This is a genomic window from Terriglobales bacterium, from assembly GCA_035543055.1.
Lineage (GTDB): Bacteria > Acidobacteriota > Terriglobia > Terriglobales > Acidobacteriaceae > JAIQFD01.
The window spans coordinates 1-4,815 of sequence record DATKKJ010000189.1 but is presented as its reverse complement, the minus strand read 5'-3'; the positions used below and the strand labels follow the sequence as shown (position 1 = coordinate 4,815).

The following is a 4,815-nucleotide window of genomic DNA, read 5'->3' as shown; positions in this document are numbered from 1 at the left end:
GAGAGCTTCCCCTGCTCCGCCAGCATGAGCATGGCAGCGGCGGTGAATTGCTTGCTGATCGAGCCGATGCAGTACCGCATGTCGGGGCGCGCCGCGACCGCCGGCTCCAGCTGCGCCTTGCCGTAGGCCTGGGCGAAAACGACGCGGCCGTCCTTCACGATGGCCACCGAGGCGCTCGGCGCCCCCGAGCTCTCCAGGGTCTTGGTGACGATGTCTGCAATGCGCTTCTCGGTCTTCGGCGGCAGCCCTGCTTGCGTTTGCGCCGAAGCCCACTGTCCCACCAATACCAAGATGGCAAGTACCAGCAGTAATACTCGGTAGAATGACGCCTTCTGCATGGCTCTCCTCTGATCTGTGTTGGCTAGTAGGCCCAGCGCAGGAGCGTGGCGCCTGCGGTGAAGCCGGCGCCCACCGCGGCCAGCAGCACCAGGTCGCCTTTCTTCAGCTTCTTTCGCTCCAGGGCAGTGTGCATCGCCAGCGGGATGGTGCCTGCGGTAGTGTTTCCATACTCGTCGATATTGACGACGGTGCTGTCCGGCTTCAGTCCCAGCCGGTCGCCGGTGGCCTTGATGATGCGCAGGTTGGCCTGGTGGGGGATAAAGCAGTCCACGTCCTTGCCGCAGAGTCCGTTGCGCTGCAGCAGGCGCTCGCATAGTTCCGCCATCTTCCGCACCGCATATTTGAAGACCGCCTGGCCGTCCTGGTGCACGTAATGCATCTTCTTCTCGATGGTTTCGTGGCTGGAGGGATGCAGGCTGCCGCCGCCCGGCATGTAGAGCGAGCAGCCGCCCGAACCGTCCACCTCGTGGACGAAATCGATGATGCCCAGCCCGTCGCCATCGGCCGGCTCCAGCAGCACCGCGCCTGCGCCGTCGCCGAAGATGACGCAGGTGGCGCGATCGCTGTAGTCGATGATGGACGACATCACATCCGCGCCGATCACCAGCACCTTCTTGTTCGCCCCGCCGGCCACGAACTGGGTGCCACATTGCAGCGCGTACACGAAGGCCGAGCAGGCCGCCGAGAGGTCGTACCCCCACGCCCCTTTCGCTCCCAGCTTGTGTTGCACCAGGCAGGCGGTGGAGGGAAAGAACATGTCGGGCGTGACCGTGGCTACGATGATCTGGTCGATCTCGCCCGCCGCCACTCCACGCTGCTCCAGGCACCTGCGCGCCGCCGCCGCGGCCAGGTCCGAGCACGCCACCCCCTTCTCTGCGATGTGCCGCTGCCGGATCCCAGTGCGCTCCACGATCCATTGATCGGAGGTCTCCACCATCCTTTCCAGGTCGGCGTTGGTCAGAAGGCGGGGCGGAACGTAAGTGCCCAGCGCGGCGATCTTTGCCCTTGGCGGATTAGACAAGAAGGTTCTCCTTGAACAAAACTCGTATTGTGACGTATCAAAGGTGAGGAAGTCCACGGGTCGGAGGGGGTTCAACGTGCGCGGCTGGTTCAGGCCTTTGGGCTGGGTCTATCTCCCGGTGCGGCCGGCGGGATGGCTGGTGACGCTGTTGGTCCTGGCGTTCTGCATCCACATCTTCGTCTTTGTGGATGCCCATTCGCATTCCGTCAGCGACACGCTCTATGGCGTCTTTCCGTACGTTGTACCCGCGCTCATGCTGTGGAACTGGGTCGCCGGCAAGACCGCGCGCGCCTGACAAAAAGCCAGGTATCGGGGAGCCCACTGCACACGCAAGAACCCGTTACCGTTGCTTCCTTCCGGACCTGGCGGGATTGGCGGGGATGCATCGCGTAGGACCCGACACCTGACGGACTTATTTTATCATCGTGCCATCGAGTCATCGGGCGAGGTGGTGTAGGCTGCGTTCAACGCCACGCTTGGCTCGATGGCGCGATGACCCGATCGCCGAATGGGAACCTTCTCGATATTTTCGCCGCCGCGGCCCGCGCCCTTGGCCGCCCACAGCGCGGTGCAGCGCTACTTCGAGGTGGCGCTGTACCTGCTGATCGTCACCGGCTTCGCCACCCTGGTGAGCACCGGCAAGCTCGACCTGCTCTCCCTGTTCGTAGTCTCGACCGCCCTGCTGCTGCGCGGGCGCCAGCTCCTGCGGCGCGATACCTCCCAGTTGTCGGAGAAGTGGACCACCCGCCTCACCGTCGCTTATGCCGCCTTCTGGTTCGTGGACTGGCAGGTGATCTCCGCCAATTTCGTCACCGCCACCGTCCACCTGGTGCTATTCGCGACCGTCGTCCGCATGTTCTCGGTGCAGCGCCACCGTGACCACCTGTACTTGATCGCCCTGTCGTTCGCCGCCGTGCTGGCTTCGGCGCTGTGGACGGTGGATACGACCTTCCTCGCGGTCTTTGTCGTGTTCCTGCTGCTGGCGGTCGCGACTTTCATCGCCATGGAGATGAAGCTGTCGGCGGAAGCGGCCCAGGGCCGGGCGCGCGAATCCGGCGCAGTGAGCCGCCTGGGCGTCTCGCTTTCCGGCACCACGGTCGCGCTGGTGGCCGCCATCTTCGCCGGCGCCGCCGTGCTCTTCTTCATCCTTCCCCGCTGGCAGGCGCGCTATTTGAGCTCCCTGGCCCCTCGCAATGAGCTGGTGACCGGCTTCAGCGACGACGTGCGCCTGGGCGACATCGGAGAGATCAAGCGCTCCAGCCAGGTGGTGATGCACCTGCAGATCGATGGCGACCCCGACGGCCGCTACGACCTGAAGTGGCGCGGCGTGGCCCTGGCGCTGTTTGACGGGACGCGCTGGAGCAATCCCCCGGGCCAACGCGCGTTGCACCTCTCCAGCGAAGGCGGCTTCGATCTCAGCCGCTCCGACACCAGTGTCATCGGCATGCCGCACCCGCCCCGCGTTCAGCAATTCGTCCGCTACCGCGTGCTCATGGAGCCCATCGGCACCAACGTGTTCTTTGTCGCCTACCGGCCTTCCCTGCTCTATGGCCCGTACCGGGAGATCGCCACCGACGACGCCGGCACCATCTACAACACCGACCAGCAGCGGATGGTGAGCGCCTATCGCGCGGTGTCGGACATCCACCGCCCCCCGGCCGAGGTCCTGCGCGCGGCATCGCCCCAGGTGGCGCCCCAGGTCGCGCTTTACTATCTCCAGCTCCCTCCCGTGGACCCGAAGGTCCGGGCCCTGGCGGAGGAGATCACCCGCGGCGCCGCCGATCCCTACGACAAGGCGGTCGCCCTCGAGCGCTTCCTCCACGATAAGTACCGGTACACTCTGGTGCTGCCGAAGCGTCTCGCCAAGGATCCCATCGCCGACTTCCTCCTGCTGCGCAAGGAAGGACACTGCGAGTATTTCGCATCGGCGATGGCGGTGATGCTGCGCAGTCTGGGCATCCCAGCCCGGCTGGTGAACGGATTCCGCACCGGAGAATTCAACACCATCACCGGCAGCTACATCATCCGCGCCAGCCAGGCGCATACCTGGGTGGAGGTGTTTTTCCCCGGCAGCGGCTGGGTCAGCTTCGACCCGACCCCGGCCGACCCCAAGCAGGTCCCCGACTCCTGGTCGCGTTTTCTGCTCTACATGGACGCAGCGCGCGAGTTCTGGCGGGAATGGATCATCAATTACGATTTCCAGCACCAGAGCCAGGTCTCCCAGACGGTGGTTTCGCGCGGGCGCCTCCGCTTCGACCGCGCCCGGATGTGGCTGCGGCGCAAGTACGAAGACCTGATCGAGAGTGCCCGGCGTACCACCCAACAGGTCAGCACCCAGCCCAGCCGCTACGGTCTTCGCCTGGTGGCGATGTTCGCGCTCCTCTTGCTGCTGGCCAATGCGGGCAAGCTCTGGAAGATCTGGCGCGACGGGCGGGTCGCTCATCAGCCCGAGCGCGCGCCTCACGCTGCCGCCGCCATCTGGTACGCCCGCCTCACCCGCCGCCTGGCCCGGCGAGGCTGGCGCAAGCTGGAGACCCAGACGCCTACCGAGTTCCTCATCACCATCGAAGACCCCGCGCTGCGCCGCGCGGTCGAGGAATTCACCCGCCGCTACCACCGCGCCCGCTTCGGCGACTCGGTCGAGGACGCCCGCGCCCTGCCTGCACTCTACGAAGCGATCACCGGCATGAGGAACGCGTGATGGCGCTCTCTCACGCTGCCCGCTTGCGGACCGAGCTGGCGGCGTTGAATCAGCAATACAGCGCAATCCACCCCAGCTCCCATTGCGAGAGCCGCGGCGGCGTCATCGCCTACGAACCCGATGAGACCGCCGGCGAGCACGGCAACTTCCTGCCTGCGACCTACAGGGCCATCCTCAGGAATCCGGGCTGGCGGCGCCGCCTCGCCAAGCAGCACTCGCAGCGCCGCAGTCTCCCATCGCGGGCCAGTGGCGTTTGGAAAGAGCTGGACAGCTGCATGAGTTCCGACGCCCTGCTGATGAACATCTTCTGCTACCCCGGGACGTTCTCCGACGGGCGAGTGTCTTGCCGGATGGGGACGCCCGCAGACGCGCGTCCCCACTTCGGGTTCAGAGCTCGCGTCCCCCTGGCTGGCGGCCGCTTCGACCGCACCGAAGTGGACATGAAGCTCGCTGACCTGCTGGTGGAATCCAAGCTCACCGAGGTCGACTTCCAGGCAAAACCTAAAGCAATGGTTGAAGGCTATCGCGATTTCTATGAAGTCTTCGACCGGCGCTTGCTTCCCCAGACCCGCGAGCAATACCTGTCCTATCAGCTCATCCGCAACGTGCTCGCGTCCCATGCCCTGGACATGTCATTCTGCGTGTTGCTCGACCTGCGCCGCCTCGACCTGGTCGAGGAGTGGCACGCCGTCATGCGCGCCGTCCGCCCGGTCGCGCTCCGGCTGCGCTGCAAAACCCTGACCTGGCAGGAACT

The 4,815-nt window shown here is 65.4% G+C and carries 5 protein-coding genes and 1 other RNA gene; 3 read left to right on the top strand and 3 right to left on the bottom strand.

Annotation, left to right across the window (positions count from 1 at the left end):
• A partial coding sequence (locus tag VMS96_12735) for a serine hydrolase domain-containing protein (GenBank protein ID HVP44292.1) occupies positions 1–338 on the bottom strand: 338 nt, incomplete at its 3' end.
• Positions 339–361: 23 nt separating this feature from the next.
• Complete coding sequence (locus tag VMS96_12730) at positions 362–1,360, bottom strand: beta-ketoacyl-ACP synthase III (GenBank protein HVP44291.1); 999 nt, start codon at positions 1,358–1,360, stop codon at positions 362–364.
• A 76-nt stretch (positions 1,361–1,436) separates the two neighbouring features.
• On the opposite strand from VMS96_12730, the gene VMS96_12725 reads away from it, so the two are divergent.
• On the top strand, positions 1,437–1,655 hold the full coding sequence (locus VMS96_12725) for a hypothetical protein (protein ID HVP44290.1): 219 nt from the start codon (positions 1,437–1,439) through the stop codon (positions 1,653–1,655).
• A gap of 9 nt (positions 1,656–1,664) precedes the next feature.
• On the opposite strand, the gene ffs is transcribed toward VMS96_12725, so the two are convergent.
• An RNA gene (ffs, locus tag VMS96_12720) (signal recognition particle sRNA small type) lies at positions 1,665–1,762 on the bottom strand.
• 106 nt (positions 1,763–1,868) lie between these two features.
• Between ffs and VMS96_12715 the strand changes: the two genes are divergently transcribed.
• A complete protein-coding gene (locus tag VMS96_12715) occupies positions 1,869–4,061 on the top strand; it encodes a DUF3488 and transglutaminase-like domain-containing protein (protein ID HVP44289.1) in 2,193 nt (730 codons plus the stop codon).
• Positions 4,061–4,815 (top strand): hypothetical protein (locus tag VMS96_12710; protein ID HVP44288.1); only part of this gene is annotated, 755 nt, incomplete at its 3' end. The genes VMS96_12715 and VMS96_12710, both read left to right, overlap by 1 nt.